The sequence below is a fragment of the Paenarthrobacter sp. NyZ202 genome (assembly GCF_049860755.1).
Taxonomy (GTDB): domain Bacteria; phylum Actinomycetota; class Actinomycetes; order Actinomycetales; family Micrococcaceae; genus Arthrobacter.
This window is the reverse complement of sequence record NZ_CP187556.1, coordinates 3,567,928-3,586,041: the sequence shown is the minus strand read 5'-3', so window position 1 is coordinate 3,586,041 and position 18,114 is coordinate 3,567,928. Positions and strand designations below refer to the sequence as shown.

The window sequence follows — 18,114 nt, the reverse complement described above, 5'->3', positions numbered from 1 at the left end:
CCGGGCATGCCATCTTCGGCCGGGCGCGAGCCACAGGGGGCGCGGTCCGCGGCACGTGGCTAGGCGACGGAGAGATCCGCGCTGTCGTTGGGGCTCGCGGACATCATCAGTACGTGGCACACCACGTCCCAGCCCAGGTGCGAATACAGTTTTTGGCCGTCCAGCGACGCCAGGAGCAAACCGTTCTGCACGTCGTGTTCGAATGCTTTGGCAGCCAGCGCCTTCATGATGAAGCTGCCAAGGCCCCGGCGCTGGAACGCCGGCTCCGTTACGATCTTGTCGAAAACCGCAGTCCCGTCCACAACGTAGACCCGGCCGCTCGCAGCGACCTGTTCGCCGGAGTGCACCACGGCGTGGTGCACGCCGTTGGATTCCGAGGTTGCCAGTTCCAGGTCGTCGTCGGGAAGCCATGGATCCTCGGAGTCCTGTGTCTCCATATCCACCACCATCATGGTCTGGGAGGCGGAATTGACCGCCAGGCCATGCTGCTCTGCGAGGTATTTGTAGTGCTGGACGTCGTTGGTCAGGATCGTCAGGATGCGGGTCTCCGCTTCCTTTGTTTTCGCGGCCAGGTCAGCGAACTCCTGGTCGGACGGGTCATGGGCGAAATACTCCCAGTCACCCGTCTTGTCGGCGCGCAACGCAGCGGGGAAGCGCCCCTCCTGGCGGGCTTCATAGCCCCGGCAGCCGGTCCAGCCGGCCACCCAGACTTCAAGGAGATGCGCGATGTCTTCAACCAAGGCGTCTGGACTCATGTAGAGAGAGTATGCCAGCGCACCATGAAGCAACAGGGGCCGGTGACCGCAGCAATGGGTGCTTATGGAATTGTGACTTCCCGTACCAGGCTGCCGGGTACCGCGGCGGGCAATCCGGAGGATTTTACTGCACCCAGTACCCTTTAACAGTGGCTTTGAACCGAATTGTGCTTTTCTATGGCTTTACCCCCATCTCCGATCCCGAGGCGGTCCGGCTCTGGCAGCGCGCCTTGTGCGAGAAGCTGGGCCTGACCGGACGCATCCTGATCTCCAAGGACGGTATTAACGCCACGGTCGGCGGCGAACTGAACAACATGAAGCAGTACGTCAAGACCACTCGTGAGTACAAAGGGTTCCGGGACATCGACTTCAAGTGGTCCGAAGGCGGTGCCGACGATTTCCCCCGGCTCAGCGTCAAGGTCCGCGACGAAATCGTCTCTTTCGGCGCCCCGGGCGAACTGAAGGTGGATGACAACGGCGTGGTGGGAGGCGGCAAGCACCTCCAGCCTGAGGAACTTCACGCCCTGCTCGACCAGAAGAAGGCAGGAGGCGAGGACGTTGTCTTCTTCGATGGCCGGAACGCCTTCGAAGCGCAGATCGGCAGGTTCAAGGACGCGGTCGTTCCGGATGTGGCTACCACCCACGACTTCATCAAGGAACTCGATTCCGGGAAGTACGACTCCCTCAAGGACAAGCCGGTCGTTACTTATTGCACCGGCGGGATCCGCTGCGAAGTGTTGTCCAGCCTCATGGTGAACCGCGGGTTCAAGGAGGTGTACCAGTTGGACGGCGGAATCGTCCGGTACGGCGAAACGTTCAAGGACCAGGGGCTCTGGGAAGGCTCCCTGTATGTCTTCGACAAGCGCATGCACGTCGAGTTCAGTGACCAGGCCAAGACGATCGGACAGTGCGTGCGGTGCGAAGCTCCCACCAACAAGTTCGAGAACTGCTCAAATCCGAGTTGCCGCACCCTGACGCTCTACTGCGCCGAATGCGCTGCCAGCCCTGAAACCCTGCGGTGCCCGGAGGGATGCGACGCAGCCTGACACCCTGCAGCCTGGCACTGCCCCTGCAGCCTGGCACCCTGCAGCCTGGCACTGCCCCTACAGGCGGCTGACCCGGTAGGCGAAGTTGGCGTCCGACCTTGCCCCCACGGTGATCTCCAAGGCACCGTCGACGTCCAGCTGCACCACGCTGACGCGGGCATTTGCGCACCCCAGCGTCAGGTCAACCAGATCATTGCCCGCGAGTTTCACGGCAAAGGACATCCGCCGGGTGCCGCGGCATGCCAACGTCACGGCATAGGTTCCGACCGGCAACTGCATCGTCTGCTCGGTTTTGGACTCGCCCGGGTTGAGGTAGCCGGTACTTGAATAAAACGACTGTCCCTGCGACTGCGGCAAGGCAGCCGTTGCCCATTCCTCCAGTTCCTCGCCGCTGACAGTTTCTTCCAAAGCCGGGTCCGGTGGAAGGACGACGTTGTTGCCCGCTGTCGCGGAGGGACTGGAGCCGGCGCGCGCGCCGTCGTCGTAGGTGTATTCGCAACCTGCCAGAGTGCAGCCCGCTACCAGATAAAGCACGACGGCGGTCCTCACCGGCCGCCGTGGCCTCACCGAGCCAGCCGCTGTGCCGCCCATGATCCGACTTTACGCCGGTGCGGCGGCCGCCAATAGGGGGTCGGTCAGTTCCCTGCTGCGGCGAGGTGGTAGGCGTACATCAAGGGGGCGTCCACGCTGCTGGTGGAGATGCTCACCGGGCCCGGAACCGGGACGTTGATCTTCACCACGTCGCGGTTCCCGTTGCATGCGGCAGCAGCATCCGCGAGGTTCTTCCCGGCCGACGAAACCGCAAAGTAGGCCTTGCCTCCGCCATCACAGACCATGGTGAGCGTGTACGTACCGGCTGCCACCGGCGCCGCGTCCTTGACCAGGGGGTCGCGGTTCAGGATTTTGCCCGAGTCTTCCAAGGCAACGTCGCCTTGGGCCACGGGAAGTACTGAGTCCCTCCACGTCGGCACGTCGGCGTCCTCGATGTTGACCGGTGCCTGGCAAGCTGCGGCTGTGACAAGCACCAGCGCAGCTGCGGCCAGGGAGCACGCACGGCGTCCTGTGAAGGTTGAGTAGAGCATGGTTCCACGCTACCGGTTCCGTCGCGGCTGCTTTTCCACATACGAGGATCCGCGATCGGTGCACCGGAAGCAGCGCCCCTAGACTTGCAGGGTGACTCAGACCGCTACAGACTTCACCACCGGCAATGTCCCTGATGCTCCCCGCAGCGACCTCCCGGAGCTCCTCCTGGCCTTGTCCCGGGATCTGCGCGCCATTTCCTACACCGTGGACGGCGTCGCTGAAGCCCTGGGTCCGTCAGCGCATGCCGCCCTGGGCAGGGACCAGCTGATCCCGGCCCTGTTGGTCAGCGGGAGGTTGGCCGGATCGGATGACACATCAGTCCGGGCCCTGGCGGCAGTCGTCCAGTTGTGGTTGTTGGCTGTACCGCAAAGCGTCGATGCCATCGATGCCGCGTTGCCGCATGTCCGGACCCAGGGCCTGGCCGATCTGGGGCTCGTGGCGGTGGAATCCGGCATGGTGTCGGCCAAGGTGGATCTCCGCCCCTATGGCTGGGATCCCAACCTGGACGGCAGCGGAGGGGCTGAACTGTGGGTCGCCAGTGATCTCGCCGCCCACCAGGCCCCGGGAGTCCTGCGGCACGATCACGTCCTGGGTATTGGCCAGGCTTCCACAACCTTGGTGCAGGTGACGGTTCGCAAGCACAGCCGCCGGGCGTTGGACCTCGGTACCGGCTGCGGTATCCAGACTTTCCACTTGCTGCACCACTGCGAGCATGTCACCGCTACGGACATTTCCGAGCGGGCCTTGGCTTTCACCCGTTTCAACTTGTTGCTCAATGCGCCCCAACTCAACCTGGACCCCGCTAACCTGGAGGACCGGGTCAGCCTCCGCCTGGGATCGCTGCTGGAACCTGTGGCGGGCCAGCGCTTCGACCTTGTCGTGTCCAACCCGCCGTTCGTCATTACGCCCCGTACCAGTGGAGAAACCCCGTCCGGGCAGTTCACCTACCGCGATGGCGGACTGCCCGGCGATGAAATCGTGGCGTCCCTGGTCCGGACAATGTCCGGCGTCCTTGAGCCCGGGGGCACAGCGCAAATGCTGGGAAACTGGGAAGTTGTCTCCGGCTCGGAATGGCACGACCGTCCAGCAGCCTGGCTTGAGGGCCAGGACGTCGACTCCTGGTTCATCCAGCGGGAACAGGTGGGGCCGGAGCAATATGCGGAAACGTGGTTGCAGGACGCCTCGGAAAACAGGGACCGCGCCCACTACCGGGAGTCCTATGCTGCCTACCTGGACGACTTCGCGTCCAGGGATGTGGGGGGCATTGGTTTCGGCATGATCTGGATGCGCCGCAGGGACGCGGCGCAGGCCGCCATCAAACGCTTCGAAGAGATCACCTACCCCATCGAACAGCCCATCGGACCGCATCTGGGAGCCGCTGTCGACCGTGCTGACTGGCTGGTGGGAGCCAGCCTTCCGGACACGCGGCTCGTGGTTGCCGGTGATGTCACTGAAGAACGCCACCAAAGGCCCGGAGCGCTGCATCCAGGAGTGATCCTTCTGCGGCAGGGAGCCGGACTCCGCCGCACCAACCTCCTGAGCACCGAACTGGCCGGCTTCGTCTCTGCATGCGATGGTGAGCTGACTGTCCGCCAACTCGCCGGTGCCCTGGAGGCCATCCTCGGAAATGCCGAAGACATCGATCCCGCCACGTTCCGTGCAGGGTTGCTGGCAGGAGTGGAGAATCTCGTCCTTGACGGTTTCCTCATCCCGGCCCAGGAAAAGGAGACGCCGTGACTGCCCTGTACCCGCCGCGCCCCCTTCATGCAGGCCTCCGGCCAAGTGACGCTGATTACACTGAGGAAATGACTGCGAACAACGCGCCTTCCCCTTCGGCTGACGGCACCCCACGGCGCAAGCGGGCGGAAAAGACGGTGGTCATCACCGATCCCAAGGCCATCCGCGCCCTGGCACACTCTGCCCGGCTCGAAGTCATTTCGGAGCTCTATGCCACCCAGGTCAGCCACACGGCAACGGAACTGGCCGCGCGAACGGGCCTTACCCCCAGCGCCATGAGCTACCACCTGCGTGCCCTCCAGAAATGGGGGATCGTGGCCCCCGCAGAGAACGCCGGGGACGCTCGGGAACGCCGGTGGAAAGCCGCCGGCACCGACTTCACCATCTCCGGCGGCACTGTGGCAAGCCCGGAGATCGCGGTGGTGGATCTTGAACTCGATGCTTTCAGGCGGCGGGCCTCTGCCTTTGCCAGGGCCAGGGGAGAACGGCGCCAACGCGGCGAAACAGCGGAGGAACCGGCATCGGTGGTTCTGGCCAGTAACCTGTTGTACCTGACCAACCAGCAACGCAAGGAGCTTTCCGACCGGATCCGGGAGGTCCTGCGCGAGTACGAGCTCGAGGACCCCACCCGGATACCGCCCGGAGCCGAGCGGGTTGCTACCCTGTGGTCGATGATTCCTGACGACCGCCAGGCGCCCGGGCAGTAAGGTTCCCGCTGACCCGGCAGAACGCAGGATTCTGCAATCTATGGTGAACTAAGCCAAGATGGGCACAAGCCCAATACACATTTTTTCTGTAGGAGCACCGTGCCCAGCAAGGCAAAAACCGGCAAGAAACTCGTGATCGTGGAGTCTCCGGCCAAGAGCAAGACCATCGCCAAGTACCTTGGCGAGGGCTTCATCGTCGAGGCATCCATCGGCCACATCCGTGACCTCCCGCAGCCGTCAGACCTCCCTGCAGAACTGAAGAAGACGTCGCTGGGCAAGTTCGCTGTCGATATCGAGAACGACTTCAAGCCGTACTACGTGGTTTCGCCGGATAAGAAGAAAAAGGTTGCCGAACTCAAAGCCCAGCTGAAAGACGCTGATGCGCTTTACCTCGCAACCGATGGGGACCGCGAAGGCGAGGCCATCGCGTGGCACCTCCTGGAGGTCCTGAAGCCCAAAGTCCCCGTGTACCGGATGACCTTTGGCGAAATCACCAAAGAGGCCATTCACCGCGCCATGGACAATCTGCGCGACGTCGACACCGCACTGGTCGATGCCCAGGAGACCCGTCGTATCCTTGACCGTCTCTACGGCTATGAAATTTCCCCTGTCCTGTGGCGAAAGGTGGCCAGGGGCCTTTCGGCAGGCCGTGTGCAGTCCGTGGTGACCCGCATGGTGGTGGACCGTGAGCGCGAACGCATGGCGTTCCGTGCCGCTTCCTACTGGGACCTGACGGGCCAGTTCGGCGCGGATGCCGGATCCTTCAAGGCAAAGCTGGCCGCCGTGGACGGTGCCAAGGTTGCCAGCGGCAGGGACTTCAACGACAACGGCCAGCTCACCTCCTCCAACGTGGTGCATCTCAATGAGGAACTGGCCACCTCGCTCGCGGCAAACCTGGAGAAGTCGGACTTCCGGGTCCGGTCCGTCGACACCAAACCGTACACGCGGCGGCCGGCTGCGCCGTTCACCACCTCCACGCTGCAGCAGGAGGCCGGACGAAAGCTGCGCTTCTCGTCCAAGAGCACCATGCAGGTAGCGCAGCGCCTCTACGAAAACGGCTACATCACGTATATGCGTACCGACTCGTCCGCCCTGAGCGACGAGGCAGTCACGGCTGCCCGGCGCCAGGCGGCAGAGCTGTACGGCCCGGAATACGTTCCGCAGAGCCCCCGCATCTACGCCAACAAGTCGGCCAATGCCCAGGAAGCCCACGAGGCCATCAGGCCTGCAGGAGACTCCTTCCGCACTCCGGCCCAGGTGGCGCAGCAGTTGAGCGGAGATGAGTTCCGGTTGTACGAGCTCATTTGGAAGCGGACCGTGGCCTCCCAGATGGCCGATGCCAAGGGTTCCACGGCTACCATCCGGCTTGGCGCGGTCTCCGCAGATGGCCGGGACGCGGAATTCTCCGCTTCGGGTACCGTTATCACCTTCCCCGGCTTCCTCGCTGCCTACGAAGAAGGCAAGGACGAGAGCCGCGGCGACGATGATTCCGATGAAGCCCGCCGCCTGCCCAACGTAGCCAAGGATGATCAACTGTCGGCCTCGGAAATTGTTGCAGTAGGCCACGAGACATCGCCGCCCCCGCGGTACACGGAAGCCTCCCTGACGGCAGAGCTGGAAAAGAAGGGCATTGGACGCCCGTCCACCTACGCGTCCACGATTTCCACTATCCAGGACCGCGGCTACGTGAGGAAGCAGGGCTCTGCCCTGGTCCCCAGTTGGATCGCGTTCTCGGTGATCCGCCTGCTCGAGCAGCACTTCACCGATTATGTCGATTACGAATTCACGGCCGACATGGAAGGTGACCTGGACAAGATTGCCAACGGCCAGGAGGCCGGTGCAGCGTGGTTGCGCCACTTCTACTACGGCGAGGACGCCGACCCTGGCTTGCTGAGCATCGTGAACAACCTCGGCGAGATTGATGCCCGCGAGATCAACTCCGTGCCGATCGCAGAGGGCATCACGCTCCGCGTGGGCAAGTTCGGTCCCTACCTTGAAAGCAGCATCCCCACGGTTGATGAGAAGACCGGCGAGGTGGTCGAGTCGGCACGTGCCAACGTCCCCGAGGAACTGGCACCCGATGAACTGACGGCCGCCAAGGCTATTGAGCTCATGGAAACTGCGGCCCCGGAGGAACGCGTCCTCGGCACCGATCCGCACACGGGCCACACCATTGTGGCCAAGAACGGCCGCTACGGCGCCTACGTCACCGAGATCATCCCCGAGATGACCGAGGAACAACTGGCTGCGCAGCCGGTGGAGTACTACAAGAACGGCAAGCCCAAACCCCCCAAGAAGCCCGTCAAGGCAAAGCCGCGCACGGGTTCCCTCTTCAAGTCCATGTCCGTGGACACCGTGACCCTGGACGAAGCCCTGCAGTTGATGAGCCTGCCCCGGGTTCTGGGCGAAGACGCCGAGGGCACACCGATCACCGTCCAGAACGGCCGCTTCGGTCCGTACCTGAAGAAGGGCACGGACTCCCGGTCCATCGGGTCGGAGGAGGAAATCTTCACCATCACCCTGGACCAGGCCTTGGAGATCTACTCACAGCCCAAGCAGCGCGGTGCCCGTGCCGCCGTTCCGCCGTTGGCTGAGTTCGGACCGGATCCCGTCTCCGAGAAGAACATCGTGGTCAAGGAGGGCCGCTTCGGTCCGTACATCACCGACGGCATCACCAACATCACGGTCCCGCGCTCGACGTCACTGGAGGAACTCACCCGGGAACGCGCCGTCGAGCTTCTTGCCGAGAAGCGGGCCAAGGGACCGGTGAAGCGGACCACCACGCGGAAGGCGCCTGCCAGGAAGGCCGCTGCCAAGAAGTAGCACGCCGGCTGTCCGGACCCGGCATTCGTGCCGGGACGCGATTCCGGTGAATTGCGTCCCGGCCGGCATCATGGTCGAGTAGAAGCATGACTGAACAGACGGCTACGCCGGACAACCAGCCCCTGAACGACCTCGAGGCCAAGCTCGCTTTGGCTGACAACCCCGACGCCAATCCGGTGGACGTTATCCTCGCCTTCCTGAACAACGAGGTTTACCTGGTCAGCCCGGAAGCAGTAGAGGGACCCGATTCCTCCGTGGAGCCTCTGGTGCTTTCCAACGCCGACGGCAACCCCGTCCTTGCAGTCTTCAGCCACCCGAGCCGGGTGGACGCCCGTTTCCTGGAAGCGGCCCCGAACGTGCTCGGCACCATGGGCTCGGCCATCCTGGGCAACATCGGGGACGAACTGGGCCTGGTCATCAATCCGGGCAGCGAATACGGCTTCGAAATCGACCCCGAGGGCATCGCCAACATCCGACGCGATTTCAAGCGTGCGGACGAGGTCGGGGAGTCCGGGGAATAACCGGAACGCAGGCGGAGCGACATGCGCAACAGCGCGAAACGTCCAGGCCAAGTTGCTTCGCAGGCTTCGAATCGGTGAATAATGGCAGAATGCGTCTTGGCGTTCTAGACATCGGTTCCAACACCGTCCATCTGCTGCTTGTGGATGCGCATCCCGGCGCGCGCCCTGTGGCGTTCGCCTCGCACAAGAGGCCCCTGTCCCTGGTCCAGTACCTCGACGGCGACGGCAATATCAACGATGCCGGACAAAACGAACTCATCGAATTCGTCCTTGAGGCGTGGGAGTTTGCCGCCCGCCACAAAGCCGAAGACCTGCTGGCGTTCTGTACCTCGGCCATCAGGGAAGCGACCAACGGTGCCGAGGTCCTGGCGAGGGTCAAGCACGAAACCACCGTGACCTTGCAGGAACTGACGGGCAGCGAGGAGGCGTCCATGACGTTCTTCGCAGTGCGTCGTTGGTACGGCTGGGGTGCGGGTCCCATCCTGGACCTGGACATCGGCGGCGGGTCGTTTGAAATGGCTTTTGGAACGGACGAACTGCCGGAAATTGCCACGTCAGTTCCCTTGGGTGCCAGCCGCCTGACCAGGGACTGGCTGCACGACGATCCGCCAACGGCGAAAAGCGTCAAGGAACTCCGCCGCTACATCCGATCCACGCTGAAGCCCGTGGTTCCGACGTTCCACCAGCTGGGCCGGGCCAACCTGGTGGCGGGTACTTCCAAGACATTCCGGTCGCTGGCCCGTATCGCTGGGGCAGCACCCAGTGCCGCCGGCCCTTACGTGAAGCGGGAACTGCACGCCGCCGACCTTGGCCTCTGGGCGCAGCGCATCTCGGCCATGACGGTGGAGGACCGGCTGTACCTCCCGGGGGTTTCCGACGCCCGGGCCCGCCAACTGCTGGCCGGCGCCCTAGTGGCCGAGGCCGCCCTGGAGCTCTTCGAGTTCCCCAAGATGGAGATCTGCCCGTGGGCGCTCCGGGAGGGGCTGATCCTGCGACGACTGGATCAATTGGTCTTCGAGGAAGCACTCGACCCGGCGCCGCACGTCGGTAAACGCAAGAAGGACAAGGCGAAAAAGAAAGCAGGCAAGCACACGGACACGCCAGCCATGGAGGAGAACCCGGTGCCGGTGAATACTCCGGCCCCCACGCCCATTCCGGTCCCGGTGAACAATGCCGCGGTGGATACCACCGCCGTTGATGCCACCCCGGTGGCAGGCGGGGTGGCCTCCTGAGATGAGTGCCGACGTCGAGCCCCAAGCAAACGGCCACCGCATCCCTGTGGCGCTGTCCAGCGCGTCCGTCTACCCGTTGAGCGTCCATGACGCCTTCGCCGTCGCGCAGGACCTCGGCTATGACGGCGTGGAGGTCATGGTCACCAACAATGCCGTGAGCCAGAATCCTGACGCGCTGGTGCAGTTGAGCCATCGGTACAAGCAACCGATCGTTTCCATCCACGCGCCCACCCTCCTGCTGACCCAGCAGGTGTGGGGCTCGGCCTGGAACAAGATCGAAAGGTCATGCCAGATGGCCACGGAGGTAGGTTGTGACACCGTGGTGGTTCACCCGCCGTTCCGCTGGCAGTCCAATTACGCAGAGAACTTTGCCCAGGGCGTCCGCGATATTGCTGCCACCTACCAGGTGCATATCGCAGTGGAGAACATGTACCCCTGGCGGGTCCGGGGACGGGAGGCAGTGGCTTACCTTCCGCACTGGGACCCCTTGGACCAGGACTACGACGCCGTCACGTGGGATTTCTCGCACGCCGCCACTGCGGGGGCCAACAGTTTGGAAGCAGTCCAGGCGCTGGGCAGCAAGCTGCGGCACGTCCACCTGACGGACGGCTCAGGCTCCGGCAAGGATGAACACCTGGTTCCCGGAACAGGAACGCAGCAGTGCGCCGATGTCCTGCAGCACTTGGCTTCGAACGGGTTCAATGGCGCCGTGGTGGCTGAGATTTCCACCCGGAAAGCCAAGGTGACAGGGGAGCGTGAAGAGATGCTCGCGGAAACCTTGCGGTTTGCGCGCCAGCATCTGAGCGTTCCGCTGGTGCGCAGCTTGGACAGCTAAGGGCAGTTGGCCTTCAGACGGGCCCCATCGCCTTCAGGGTTGCGGGGTCCGTCCGGGCTGTCCATTAAAAGCGAAAGCACCGGCGGCCGGATCGGGAAATGGGGGAAAACCCGCCCCGGCCACCGGTGCTGCTGGCGGACATCCCCATGCCCGCCTCATCACTCGCACCCTCAATGAGGTACTTACCAAGTTACAAAGCAAGGTTGGGTGCCGCCTGCAATAATCTTGGGAACTGGCTGGGAATCCGTCATCCGGAAGGCGTTAGACCCGCCCAACGGCCAACTGCAATGATGGATCCATGACCAACCGAATCGCATTCCTTGGCTGTGGATCCATGAACGAGGCAATTCTGGGCGGCCTGGTGGCCGCCGGAACGGACCCGTCCGACATCGTTGCCACCGTCCGCCGCGCAGAGCGGGCGGACGAACTCGCCCAGCGGCACGGCGTGATGGCGATCGCCGGCGAAGAAGATCCGGACAACAACAAGCTCGCTGCCAAAGGCTCCAGCCTGGTCATCCTGGGAGTGAAGCCGGTAGGCATCGCTGATCTTGCGCGCGAAATCAGCCCGGCCCTGTCCAAGGACACAATCGTGGTCAGCGTCGCCGCTGCCGTCTCCATCGCCCAGCTCGAAGCAGCGCTTCCGGAAGGGCAGCCGGTGATCCGCACCATGCCGAACACACCCGCAAAGCTGGGCCGCGGCGTCGTATCCGTCACGCCTGGTTCGTCCTGCACTCCGGAGCAGCTGGAGAAGGCCAAGGCCGTCCTGGCCGGTGCCGGAAAGGTGGTGGAGGTTCCCGAGGACCAGGTTGATGCATTGTCCGCGATCAGCGGTTCCGGTCCGGCGTACGCGTTCTACCTGGCCGAGGCCATGGCCGCGGCCGGCGTCGAGCTCGGCCTGGACGCTGAACTGTCCGTGATGCTCGCCCGCGAGACCGTTGCCGGTGCAGGCTTCATGCTCGCCGAGCCTGGAGCAGACCCCACCTCGCTGCGTGTCGCCGTCACCAGCCCCAACGGCACCACTGAGCGCGCCATCGCCACTTTCGACGACGGCGGGATCCCCAGGATCATCGCCGACGGCGCCCGCGCCGCAGCCGCCCGGGCAGCCGAAATCACCAAGCAGCTCGGCTAGCCAGGCACCACGTCAGGGGCGTGCGGCGAAGCGCTCCAGCAGGTCCACGTGTCCGGACACGATCAGCATGTCGTGCCCGGACACTTTGGTTTCCGGACGGGCATAGGTGAAGTCCTCACCCGGGGTCTTCACGCCCACGATCGTCACGCCGTACTTGGACCGCACCTTGGATTCCTCCAGCGTGAAGCCGACCGTCTCCTTGGGCGGATACATTTTGACGATCGCGTAGTCGTCGTCGAACTCGATGAAGTCCAGCATGCGCCCGGACACCAGGTGCGCCGCACGGACTCCGGCATCGGCCTCGGGGTAGATCACGTGGTTGGCGCCGATGCGGCTGAGGATCTTGCCGTGGGAGGGCGTAATGGCCTTGACCCACAGGTGCTGGATACCCAGGTCCACCAGATTGACCGTAATGAGCACGGAGGATTCGATCGACGTGCCGACACCCACCACAGCCGAGCTGAACTCCTGCGCGCCCAGCTGCCGCAGGGCATCGATGTTGGTGGCGTCAGCTTCCACCACGTGGGTCAGCACGGGTGCCCACTTCTGGACCAGCGACCTGTCCCGTTCGATCGCGAGGACTTCCCGGCCCTGCTTGACCAGCTGCTCGGCCGTTGCCGACCCGAAACGGCCCAGGCCGATCACCAGCACTGGCGCATTGTGGGCTGGCCGGTTGGGGGCAGCCCCTGTGTTACTAGCCAATGATTGGCCTCTCTTCCGGGTAGTGGTACAGCTGGCTGCGTTGGTGCAGGGCCAGGCCTGCGGCCAGGGTGACGGTGCCCAGGCGGCCGGCGAACATGAGTGCGGTCAGGACGTAAACGCCCGACGGCGGCAGCTCGGCACTGAGGTTGGTGCTCAGTCCCACGGTTGCAAAGGCGGAGATGGTCTCGAAGAGCACCCGGTCCAGTGAGGCGCCGCTGATGGACAGGAGCAGGAAAGCGGCGACGGAAACCAACGTGGCTCCGGCGACGATGACCGAGATGGCCACCCGCATGGTGCCCTGTGGGATGGTGCGGCCATAGACCTTGACGTCGGCGTCGCCGCGGGCTTCGGCCACGATGGCGAGGAACATGACGGCGATGGTGGTCACCTTGATTCCGCCGGCGGTCGACGCCGAGCCGCCGCCGGCAAACATCAGGGCATCGGTCAGCAGCATGGTGGTTGATTCCATGTGGTTCTGGTCCACCAGGTTGAAACCGCCGGAGCGGGTCATGACCGATGCGAAAAGGGAGTGGATGATCTTGTCGCCCAGGCTCATATGCCCGATGGTCCGCAGGTTGTCCCACTCCATGAGCCCCCACAGGACTGTTCCCGCCACCAGCAGGATGAACGAGACCTGGATGGTGAGCTTGGTGTGGAGGTTCCACTTCTTCCAGTTCAGGCCGTTCTGCTGCAGGACCATGACCACGGGAAAGCCCAGGCTGCCCAGGAAGACTCCGAGCATCAAGGGGACCAGGATCCACAGGTCGGTCTCGTACGGCACGATACCGTCCGAATGCGGGGTGAACCCTGCGTTGTTGAAGGCCGAAATCGAATAGAAGACTCCGTGCCACACCGCCTGCCAGAAAGGTTCGCCCAGGACCATGAACCGTGGAATGAGGGCAAGGGCCAGGGCGGCTTCGATGACCACCGAGGTGATGATCACGATCCTCAGCAGGGTACCGACTTCGCCGAGCCTGCCGGCGTTGTTCATGGCTTCCTGCGCGATGAGCTTGCCCCGGACACCCAGCCGTTTGCTCACCATGAGGGCCAGCAGCGAGGCCAGGGTCAGTGTGCCAAGGCCGCCCACGAAGATGCCCACCAGGATCACCAGCTGCCCAAAGAAGGACCAGTGCGTGGCCGTTGACACCACGGTCAGCCCCGTGACGCACACACTGGATACGGCGGTGAACATGGATTGGTGCAGGGGGGTTGTTTCACCCGATGCCGCCGAGGCGGGGAGGGACAGAAGCCCGGTGAAGAGCAGGATGACCATGGAGAAGGCCACCAGCGCCAGGCGTGCAGGGGAGGAATTGGCGATGTTGTCGATGAAGTCCCGGGCGCGGGTGAAGATCCACAGACCCTCACGCTCGGGCTGGCCGGGTTGCCAGTTGGCCGGGGTCCGGGACCGCGACTGGCTTTGGGACATGGCGATCTTCCTCGGTTGAACATACTTTCCTACGTAGTAAACCACTATTCGCCCGGCGTAACCCGGCGCTGGGGCCGCACGGGCTCGGGTAGCCTGTTCAGGGTGAACTCCAGGCCTGGGATGACTGCTTCCAGCATTACCCGTTCCGCACTGCCAACGACGGTGGTGTGGGATCCGGCCATGACTGCCTACAATTTCGGTCCAGGGCACCCCATGGCTCCGCAACGGCTGGAGCTGACGGCCCGCCTGGCCGGGTCCCTGGGACTCTTCGACCACAGCCATGTGGCGGTCGAGGCACCCAGGGTGGCTTCCGACGTCGAGCTTTTCACTGTCCACAGCCGCGCCTATGTGGAGGCTGTGCGCCGTGTCAGCGATGATCCGCTGGAACCTGAAGAGGACCGCGGACTGGGGACCGAGGACGATCCCGCGTTCGCGGGCATGCATGAAGCCAGCGCGCGGTTGGCCGGCGGCTCGCTGGTGGCGGCCGAGTCGATCCTGGACGGCACGGCCGTGCGGGCCGTCAACTTTGGCGGCGGAATGCACCATGCGTCGCGGGAGCGGGCCAGCGGCTTCTGCGTCTACAACGACGTCGCGCTTGCGATCCAGCGATTGCTCGACGGCGGTGTGCAGCGGATCGTCAGCATCGACGTCGACGCTCATCACGGCGACGGGACACAAAGCATTTTCTGGAACGATCCCCGGGTCATGACCATATCGCTGCACGAATCCGGGCTCACCCTCTTCCCCGGGACGGGCTTCGCCAACGAAACCGGCGGCCCCGATGCGCCGGGAACGGCGGTCAACGTGGCACTTCCGGCGTTCACCGGTGACGCTGCGTGGCTGCGGGCTTTCCACGCGGTGGTGCCACAGCTCGTGTCGGCGTTCGCTCCGGAAGTGATCGTCAGCCAGCACGGCTGCGATTCACACCGTCTTGATCCCCTGACGCACCTCAACCTGAGTGTTGACGGACAGCGGGAGGCGGCTGCCGCCGTCGGGGGCTTGGCCGCAAAGCACTGCGATAACCGGTGGATCGCCACCGGCGGCGGTGGCTACGACATCACGGGAGTCGTCCCCAGGGCGTGGACCCACCTGATAGGTATGGTGACGCAGCGTCCGGTTCCCCTGAAGACACCGGTTCCACAGGCCTGGCGCGACTACGTCCGGGAAACCTACGGCGCCCAGGCCCCGGAGCTGATGGGTGACGACGTGGACATCTGGTGGCGTTCCTGGGAAGTCGGCTATGACCCGGCGGACCAGGTTGACCGGACCGTGATGGCCACGCGCAAGGAAGTCTTCCCGCTGTACGGGCTGGACCCCTGGTTCGACTGAGCGCCTAACTTTCCTCGGTCTGGAACACCACCCCGGCTGCGCCCACCAGCCAGCCCAGGAGCGAGAGGGCGAACGCCCCGATCAGGTCGGTCGATGCTTGTCCCTTGAAAAGCCACACCACCAGCACGAGCATCCCCATGGTCATGTAGACCATGATGGCGAAGATCACCCTGCCTGAAAGCCGGGTTGCCACGGCGCCCGGACTGACCAGCTGGTTCGGCTCGCCGGCCGCGGCGCTGTCCCTTTTGACTTCCGAGATCGTGAAGCCCAGTGCCGACGCCGTCAGCGAACTCAGGGATGTCGACAGGACCCCCGCTGCCGTGACCAGGGCGCCGTTCAGTTCCGGCCGTTCTGCGCCACCGGAAGGCACCCAGGTGCCCACACGGATCAGGACGGTGGCCCACACCAGGACAAACAGGGCCAGGAACACTGCGGCGATGATGTTGAAGATGTGGCGCCGGAACAAGTCAGTCATTGCCATGCACCCCGTGCGTTGGGCGGCCGGGGCCTGGGAGCCCGGACAGACCGTGTTTTCGTTGTAGCACCGGCCGGGGGAGTGGTCAACGATCCTTTGCTTCGTCGCCGACGGAAACAGTGATGCCTTTTGGCGTATATGTCGCTAGGGTGGGAGGCATGGTGACTGACGACGTATTTGCCGTCATTGCTGAGGCAACCAGGCGCGAGATCCTGGTCTCCCTCCGCTCTGGGGACAAAGCAGTAGGCGAACTGGTGGCGGAACTGGAGGCCAGCCAGCCCACGATCTCCAAGCACCTCAAAGTGCTTCGCGAGGCCGACCTCGTGAGCATGCGGGCCCAGGGCCAGAAGCGCTACTACGCGTTGAATCCCAAGCCCCTTGCCGGCGTCGCCTCCTGGCTGGAAACGTTCGACGTCGGACCCAAGCCTCCCGCCGCCGTCGCGCCTGTTGCAGGGGCTGCTTCCGATGTGCAGCCGGCAGCTCCGGCGCTTGCGAACCAACCGTCGGCCCAAGCTGCCGACGTTCGTCCGGAAGCGTTGAGCCAGGCTGTCGTAGCGCAGGCCGGTGAGACCCCCGTTTCCGTGGAACTGCAGTCGGACGACACTGTGCCGCAGCAGATCGGACGCACGGTAGGCCGGGCAGCCACCAAGGCCGCGGACCTGCTGGCCAACCTTCCCAACCTCCCCAAGTTTGGACGGAAGCGATAGCGATCTAACGTGATCCTCACCACATTGTGAGGTTTTGTTAACTTCCTGTTTCCTTGTGTTTCCGGGGTTCTTGGACAGTTGTGTTAACTCCCCGGGCCGGGGTCACAAAGCCATCGGATGGAGATCCTACCTTCGTTGGTGCAACCATGAGCGGGACTGGATCGTCTCGCCGCGGGTCGGCGCACTAGTGGATAGGAAAAGTCATGGATTCGAGGCTGGAAGCCGTCCGGGACACCGTATTGGCGCGGAACCCGGGCGAAAAGGAATTCCACCAGGCCGTCACCGAGGTCTTCGAAAGCCTGGGGCCGGTCCATGACCGCCATCCCGAGTTCCTGGAGGGCGCGGTCCTGGAGCGCCTGTGCGAGCCGGAGCGCCAGATCATCTTCCGCGTCCCGTGGACCGACGACGCCGGACGTGTCCACGTCAACCGCGGTTTCCGTGTGGAGTTCAATTCCGCGCTCGGGCCGTACAAGGGCGGGCTGCGGTTCCACCCGTCCGTCTACCTGGGCATCGTCAAGTTCCTCGGCTTTGAGCAGATCTTCAAGAACGCTTTGACCGGCATGCCGATCGGCGGGGGCAAGGGTGGTTCCGACTTCGATCCCCGTAGCCGTTCGGACGCGGAAATCATGCGGTTCTGCCAGTCGTTCATGACTGAGCTGTACCGTCACATCGGCGAATACACCGACGTTCCTGCCGGTGACATCGGGGTGGGCGGCCGCGAGATCGGCTACTTGTTCGGCCAGTACAAGCGCATCACCAACCGGTACGAATCCGGTGTCCTCACGGGCAAGGGAATTTCCTGGGGCGGTTCGCTGGTCCGGCCCGAGGCAACCGGCTACGGCACAGTGATCTTCGCCCAGGAAATGCTCAAGACCCGTGGGACGTCTTTCGATGGCCAGCGCGTGGTGGTTTCCGGCTCCGGCAACGTGGCCATCCACGCCATCGCCAAGGCACAGTCGCTCGGGGCAACCGTGGTGGCCTGCTCCGACTCGGCCGGCTACATCGTGGACGAGGCGGGGATCGACGTCGGGCTCTTGAGTCAGGTCAAGGAAGTTGAGCGCGCCCGCCTGACCGAGTACGCCGCCCGACGCCAGGGGTCCAGCTACGTCGCCGGTGGTTCCGTCTGGGACGTCAACGGCACCGTTGCGCTCCCTTGCGCGACGCAGAACGAGCTCGACGGCGATGCTGCCGCCAAGCTGGTCAGCAACGGGCTGATCGCCGTGGCCGAAGGCGCGAACATGCCTTCGACACAGAAGGCCGTGTCGATCTTCCAGGACGCAGGCATCCTGTTCGGGCCGGGCAAAGCCGCCAACGCGGGCGGCGTTGCGACCTCCGCGTTGGAGATGCAGCAGAACGCCAGCCGTGATTCCTGGACCTTTGAACACACTGAGCAGCGGCTCACCGAGATCATGGTGGGCATCCACGACCGTTGCGCAGAGACGGCCGAAGAATATGGTGCCCCTGGCAACTACGTGGTGGGTGCCAACATCGGTGGCTTCGTGAAGGTTGCCGACGCGATGCTGGCGCAGGGCCTCATCTAACGCTCCTGGCACCCAACTGAGTCGCAGTTAAGCGCGTTTAGAGCCGTCTAAACGCGCTTAACTGCG

At 64.0% G+C, this 18,114-nt stretch carries 18 protein-coding genes; 11 read left to right on the top strand and 7 right to left on the bottom strand.

Annotation, left to right across the window (positions count from 1 at the left end):
• Nucleotides 1-59 precede the first annotated feature (59 nt).
• A complete protein-coding gene (locus tag ACPFL9_RS16590) occupies nt 60-755 on the bottom strand; it encodes a GNAT family N-acetyltransferase (protein ID WP_426003955.1) in 696 nt (231 codons plus the stop codon).
• A gap of 149 nt (nt 756-904) precedes the next feature.
• On the opposite strand from ACPFL9_RS16590, the gene ACPFL9_RS16585 reads away from it, so the two are divergent.
• Nucleotides 905-1,801 carry a rhodanese-related sulfurtransferase gene (locus tag ACPFL9_RS16585; RefSeq protein ID WP_426003954.1) on the top strand — a complete coding sequence of 299 codons (897 nt, stop codon included), beginning with the start codon at nt 905-907 and terminating at the stop codon, nt 1,799-1,801.
• 57 nt (nt 1,802-1,858) lie between these two features.
• Here ACPFL9_RS16585 and ACPFL9_RS16580 read toward each other — a convergent pair whose 3' ends face one another.
• Together ACPFL9_RS16580 and ACPFL9_RS16575 are read right to left on the bottom strand one after the other, a co-directional pair.
• Nucleotides 1,859-2,392 carry a hypothetical protein gene (locus ACPFL9_RS16580; protein ID WP_426003953.1) on the bottom strand — a complete coding sequence of 178 codons (534 nt, stop codon included), beginning with the start codon at nt 2,390-2,392 and terminating at the stop codon, nt 1,859-1,861.
• A 44-nt stretch (nt 2,393-2,436) separates the two neighbouring features.
• Nucleotides 2,437-2,883, bottom strand: coding sequence for a hypothetical protein (locus ACPFL9_RS16575; RefSeq protein ID WP_426003952.1), 447 nt, complete (start codon nt 2,881-2,883; stop codon nt 2,437-2,439).
• A 91-nt stretch (nt 2,884-2,974) separates the two neighbouring features.
• Between ACPFL9_RS16575 and ACPFL9_RS16570 the strand changes: the two genes are divergently transcribed.
• The 7 genes from ACPFL9_RS16570 (at nt 2,975) to proC (ending at nt 11,868) form a co-directional block, all read left to right on the top strand.
• Complete coding sequence (locus tag ACPFL9_RS16570; protein WP_426003951.1) at nt 2,975-4,621, top strand: DUF7059 domain-containing protein; 1,647 nt, start codon at nt 2,975-2,977, stop codon at nt 4,619-4,621.
• Between the two features lie 68 nt (nt 4,622-4,689).
• The gene (locus ACPFL9_RS16565; RefSeq protein WP_426003950.1) at nt 4,690-5,328 is read left to right on the top strand and encodes an ArsR/SmtB family transcription factor; all 639 of its coding nucleotides are present in this window, start codon (nt 4,690-4,692) and stop codon (nt 5,326-5,328) included.
• 99 nt (nt 5,329-5,427) lie between these two features.
• Entirely contained in the window at nt 5,428-8,151 is a 2,724-nt protein-coding gene (gene topA / locus ACPFL9_RS16560; protein WP_426003949.1) for a type I DNA topoisomerase, read from the top strand.
• An 86-nt stretch (nt 8,152-8,237) separates the two neighbouring features.
• Nucleotides 8,238-8,672 carry an SseB family protein gene (locus ACPFL9_RS16555; protein ID WP_426003948.1) on the top strand — a complete coding sequence of 145 codons (435 nt, stop codon included), beginning with the start codon at nt 8,238-8,240 and terminating at the stop codon, nt 8,670-8,672.
• 89 nt (nt 8,673-8,761) lie between these two features.
• The gene (locus ACPFL9_RS16550) at nt 8,762-9,904 is read left to right on the top strand and encodes a Ppx/GppA phosphatase family protein (RefSeq protein WP_426003947.1); all 1,143 of its coding nucleotides are present in this window, start codon (nt 8,762-8,764) and stop codon (nt 9,902-9,904) included.
• A gap of 1 nt (nt 9,905) precedes the next feature.
• The gene (locus ACPFL9_RS16545) at nt 9,906-10,739 is read left to right on the top strand and encodes a sugar phosphate isomerase/epimerase family protein (protein WP_426003946.1); all 834 of its coding nucleotides are present in this window, start codon (nt 9,906-9,908) and stop codon (nt 10,737-10,739) included.
• Between the two features lie 298 nt (nt 10,740-11,037).
• On the top strand, nt 11,038-11,868 hold the full coding sequence (proC, locus tag ACPFL9_RS16540) for a pyrroline-5-carboxylate reductase (protein WP_426003945.1): 831 nt from the start codon (nt 11,038-11,040) through the stop codon (nt 11,866-11,868).
• A 12-nt stretch (nt 11,869-11,880) separates the two neighbouring features.
• Here the strand turns inward: proC and ACPFL9_RS16535 are convergent, their stop codons facing one another.
• From ACPFL9_RS16535 to ACPFL9_RS16525, 3 genes are read right to left on the bottom strand one after another with little or no spacing between them, the layout of a single operon-like run.
• Entirely contained in the window at nt 11,881-12,519 is a 639-nt protein-coding gene (locus ACPFL9_RS16535; protein WP_364164415.1) for a potassium channel family protein, read from the bottom strand.
• 43 nt (nt 12,520-12,562) lie between these two features.
• Complete coding sequence (locus ACPFL9_RS16530; RefSeq protein ID WP_426003944.1) at nt 12,563-13,996, bottom strand: TrkH family potassium uptake protein; 1,434 nt, start codon at nt 13,994-13,996, stop codon at nt 12,563-12,565.
• Nucleotides 13,997-14,040: 44 nt separating this feature from the next.
• Nucleotides 14,041-14,178, bottom strand: a complete 138-nt coding sequence (locus ACPFL9_RS16525; RefSeq protein ID WP_426007640.1) for a hypothetical protein — start codon at nt 14,176-14,178, stop codon at nt 14,041-14,043.
• Between ACPFL9_RS16525 and ACPFL9_RS16520 the strand changes: the two genes are divergently transcribed.
• On the top strand, nt 14,117-15,325 hold the full coding sequence (locus tag ACPFL9_RS16520) for an acetoin utilization protein AcuC (protein ID WP_426007599.1): 1,209 nt from the start codon (nt 14,117-14,119) through the stop codon (nt 15,323-15,325). The genes ACPFL9_RS16525 and ACPFL9_RS16520 overlap by 62 nt on opposite strands.
• Nucleotides 15,326-15,329: 4 nt before the next feature.
• Here the strand turns inward: ACPFL9_RS16520 and ACPFL9_RS16515 are convergent, their stop codons facing one another.
• Complete coding sequence (locus ACPFL9_RS16515; protein ID WP_426003943.1) at nt 15,330-15,800, bottom strand: hypothetical protein; 471 nt, start codon at nt 15,798-15,800, stop codon at nt 15,330-15,332.
• A gap of 158 nt (nt 15,801-15,958) precedes the next feature.
• On the opposite strand from ACPFL9_RS16515, the gene ACPFL9_RS16510 reads away from it, so the two are divergent.
• Both ACPFL9_RS16510 and gdhA read left to right on the top strand, forming a co-directional pair.
• The gene (locus tag ACPFL9_RS16510; RefSeq protein ID WP_426003942.1) at nt 15,959-16,507 is read left to right on the top strand and encodes an ArsR/SmtB family transcription factor; all 549 of its coding nucleotides are present in this window, start codon (nt 15,959-15,961) and stop codon (nt 16,505-16,507) included.
• A 203-nt stretch (nt 16,508-16,710) separates the two neighbouring features.
• Nucleotides 16,711-18,048, top strand: a complete 1,338-nt coding sequence (gene gdhA, locus ACPFL9_RS16505) for an NADP-specific glutamate dehydrogenase (protein ID WP_426003941.1) — start codon at nt 16,711-16,713, stop codon at nt 18,046-18,048.
• The last annotated feature ends 66 nt before the right edge of the window (nt 18,049-18,114 follow it).